2 protein-coding genes are annotated in these 2,142 nt (G+C 64.0%); one reads left to right on the forward strand and one right to left on the reverse strand.

Annotated features, from left to right (window positions below):
• The first annotated feature begins 385 nt into the window (after positions 1–385).
• Positions 386–1,339: a DMT family transporter gene (locus FNJ47_RS45740; RefSeq protein WP_163163319.1), complete on the forward strand. Its 954-nt coding sequence runs from the start codon at positions 386–388 to the stop codon at positions 1,337–1,339.
• Between the two features lie 18 nt (positions 1,340–1,357).
• On the opposite strand, the gene FNJ47_RS45745 is transcribed toward FNJ47_RS45740, so the two are convergent.
• Positions 1,358–2,142 (reverse strand): substrate binding domain-containing protein (locus FNJ47_RS45745; protein WP_163163321.1); only part of this gene is annotated, 785 nt, incomplete at its 5' end.

Below are 2,142 nucleotides of genomic sequence, written 5' to 3' on the forward strand. Positions count from 1 at the left end.
ATACTTCGACGTATCCATCCCAATGCGGATAATCTCTCTCACGGACGGCTCCCTTGTCTGAGATTTGCAACAACCTCATTCTGGCACACTGATGCCGTAGGGGGCCGTCCACCCCATCAACCACAGGTTTGAGTTGTTAGAAGGCTGGGGCCCCAGCGTCGTGCAACAATGACCTTCGGTGGTTATGGGTCCCGGCTTTCGCCGGGACGACATCGAGCATGTTGCGTCATCGAGAGGCATACATTCACGGTCTCTCTGGATGACGGGTTCTGTTAATCCACGGCAGTGCGGCTTCCACGTCAGATCGCGCCGCCGGTGCGCATGGCTCCAATCCGCACTTTCGTCTTGTCGCCGCGGCGGATTCGGGCACAACATCCGCCGAATAATGACCGCCTTGCCCGCACCTGCCACCACCCCGCGCCGCTCGCCGCTGCACTGGCTCAACAACCAGCCTTATCTGCTGCTCAGCCTGACGTCGCTGTTCTGGGCCGCCAATATCGTGCTGGCGCGGCATGTCGGCAGCCATGTGCCGCCGGTCACACTGACTACGATCCGATGGTTCGGCGTGTTCCTGATCCTGTTGCCGTTCGCCTGGCCGCATTTGAAGGAGGACTGGCCGAAGCTGCGCAGGGCGCTGCCGCTGATGCTGCTGTTGTCCGCGGTCGGTTTCGCGTTCAACAACGCGATCTCCTACTGGGCGATGCAGTATACCGAGGCGTTGAACGCGCTCCTGATCCAGTCGGCGGGGCCGCTGTTCGTGGCGTTGTGGTCGCTGATTCTGTTCGGCGTCCGGCTGACGCCGGCACAGTCTGCCGGCATCGCGATCTCGCTGGCTGGCGTGCTGACCATCATCCTGCGCGGCGATTTCTCGGCGCTCGCCAGCATCAGCTTCAATCGGGGAGACATCATGTTCGGCGCCTCACTGGTGTCGTTCGGGCTCTATTCGGCACTGATCCCACGGCGGCCGAAAATCCATCAGCTCTCGCTGATCTCGTTCACCACCTGCTGTGGCGCGCTGATGCTGCTGCCGGCAGCGATCTGGGAATTCGCCAACGGCATGACGCTGAAGTTCGACGTTCTGACCATGGCCACACTGGTCTACGTGCTGATCTTCCCGTCGACGCTGGCGTATCTGTTCTTCAACCGCGGCGTCGCGCTGATCGGCCCGAACCGCGCCGCGCCGTTCTTCCATCTGGTGCCGGTGTTCGGCTCGGCGATGGCGATCCTGCTGCTCGGCGAGACGCTGGCGCCGTTCCATCTGATCGGTTACGCGCTGGTGCTCGCCGGCGTCATCATCGCCTCACGGCAGGGATCAGCCAAAGGATCGGCGAAGAGCTAGCTGATGCCAACGATTTGGCTAGCCTACCTTGCGCAGGTGAGCGGATTTGCGGGTCGGACGTGACTTTGACGCCAGCGTTTCCGTGACGAAGTCGATAAACCGCCTCACCTTGGCCGGCACGTGGTTACGCGAGGCGTAATAGACGTAGAGCGGAAAGCGCTCGTCGGGCCAGTCCGGAAACAGCTCGATCAGCGCCCCGCTCCTCAGATGATCGTCGAGCCCGATATCGATCACCTGCGCGATGCCGAAGCCGGCGAGGCAGGCGCCGAGCTTGGTTCCTGAATCGGTCACGGTGAGCCGCCCGTTGACCGCGACCGGCACGACCTCGCCGCCGCGCCGAAACTCCCAATCGAAGGGACGTCCGGTCGCCGCGTCGATTGCATGGATGCACTGATGGTCGCGGCTCGCCAGCTCCCGCGGGTCGAGCGGCCGGCCGTGTCGTTCGAGATAGATCGGCGAGGCCACGGTGAGCACGCGCGCATCGAGCACGCGGCGCGCAATCAGCGCCGACGGCACCGGCTCGCCGAACCGCACCGCCAGGTCGAAACCGTCGCTGACCAGATCCGCGATCCGGTCGCGGGTCTCGATACGCAGCTCCATGCCCGGATTCTGCAGCAGGAACTCGCTCAGCTTCGGCGACAGCACCATGCGGGAGAACAACGGGTCGACATTGACCCGCAGCCTGCCGCGCACCGCATCGCGCGATTTCGAGGTCTCCGCCGCCGCCTCGCCGATCCCGGCCAGATGCGCGGCGACCGGACGTCCCTTCGATTGGGAGTTTCGGCGCGGCGGCGAGGTCGTGC

Source organism: Bradyrhizobium uaiense (genome assembly GCF_010811875.1).
Classification (GTDB): Bacteria; Pseudomonadota; Alphaproteobacteria; order Rhizobiales; family Xanthobacteraceae; genus Bradyrhizobium; species Bradyrhizobium uaiense.

What these genes read in the sequence shown, in the direction of transcription:
- FNJ47_RS45740 (WP_163163319.1), top strand. Translation starts at nt 386, where the DNA reads ATGACCGCCTTGCCCGCACCTGCCACCACCCCGCGCCGCTCGCCGCTG.